The sequence below is a fragment of the Protofrankia sp. Cj3 genome (assembly GCF_917627355.1).
Classification (GTDB): Bacteria; Actinomycetota; Actinomycetes; order Frankiales; family Frankiaceae; genus Protofrankia.
Genome location: NZ_CAKJTR010000131.1, coordinates 6,573 through 7,769, shown reverse-complemented (window position 1 = coordinate 7,769; position 1,197 = coordinate 6,573). Strand labels below are relative to the sequence as shown.

The following is a 1,197-nucleotide window of genomic DNA, read 5'->3' as shown; positions in this document are numbered from 1 at the left end:
TTGGAGCGGTCCCGGTTCCGTGGACAGCGGACCTGAAGTCCGCTGAGCCTTTCCCAGTAACCGTTGGTGGCAACGTGTAACCACAACGGTGTGTTCGGGTGATGGCCGTCAGGTGGTGCGGCCGTGCTCGGTGTGGAGGATCACGAGGGCGGCTTTCACAATCAGGCCGATCTTCCAAGGGCCGAGACTGACGTTGCGCAGGGCCTTGAAATACTTCAGGAGGGCGTTCGCGCGTTCGCCGACGCCCCGCAGCGCGTAGTGGATCATGTTGCGCTTCCTGTGGTCGTCGGGCAGGTCCTCGCCCGTGGGCTTCTTGTACGGGATCGCGACCTGGTCCTGTAGCCCTTCGTAACCGAGGTCGGCGAGGACCCCGCCGCCGGCGCCGCTCCACTCCGCGAGGACCGGCAGCGCGCCGGAGGCGCGCAGGGCGGTCGTGTCGTGCTCCCGGCCGGGCCGGACGTCGGAGACCCACAGCGGCCAGCCGTCGTCGGGGGCGGAGACGACCTGGACGTTGCCGCCGTGATTCTTGATTTTTCCGGACCACCAGAGGTCCACGCCCTTCGTCGGGCCGGGGGTGGAGACCTGGTCGGTCTTGATCACCGTGCCGTCGACCACGACGTGGTCGTAGCCCGCGGCTTTCGCGGCCAGCAGTGCGTTGCGCAGGTCAGGGGCCTGCCAGGCGAGGACCGCGACGCCCTCGTGGAGATAGCGGTAACCCGCCGAGGAACTGATGTCGTTGTCGTCGCACAGGTCCTTGATCCGGATGCCGTCACGGAACCAACGCAGTACGAGCACGGCCTGCGCCCACGGGGTGAGGGCGCGGGTCCCCTTCCGGGTGCCTCGACGCTCGCGCTCCGCGATCAGCAAGGTCGCCAGCCGGAGGACGGTGCTTTCGGAGAACTGCAGCTTGCCGACGTATGCGAGACTCATGCGCCCGCGGGGCCTCATCCTGACGTGGATCTGTCGAAGGACCTACTTCTTATCGAGACCCCGCGTCTTGCGTTTCGGCACCCCCGGGACCATCACAGTTCATGATAACTACGAAGAGTAGCGAGTGGTTGCTGGGAAAGGCTCACTGTCCGAGGGGAAGGGGTGTCATGGGGTCAACACCCCGGAAGCGCACGCAGGAGTACAAAGACGAGGCGGTACAGTTGGTGCTCGAATCAGACCGGCCGTTGGCTGCGGTCGCGAAGAGCC

The 1,197-nt window shown here is 66.1% G+C and carries 1 protein-coding gene; it reads right to left on the bottom strand.

The window, feature by feature from the left end; genetic code table 11:
* Positions 1–108: 108 nt before the first annotated feature.
* Positions 109–930, bottom strand: coding sequence for a transposase family protein (locus MJ783_RS16705; protein ID WP_239311374.1), 822 nt, complete (start codon positions 928–930; stop codon positions 109–111).
* Between the last annotated feature and the right edge of the window lie 267 nt (positions 931–1,197).

Coding starts and splice junctions, on each gene's coding strand:
- MJ783_RS16705 (WP_239311374.1), bottom strand. CDS start 930: ATGAGTCTCGCATACGTCGGCAAGCTGCAGTTCTCCGAAAGCACCGTC.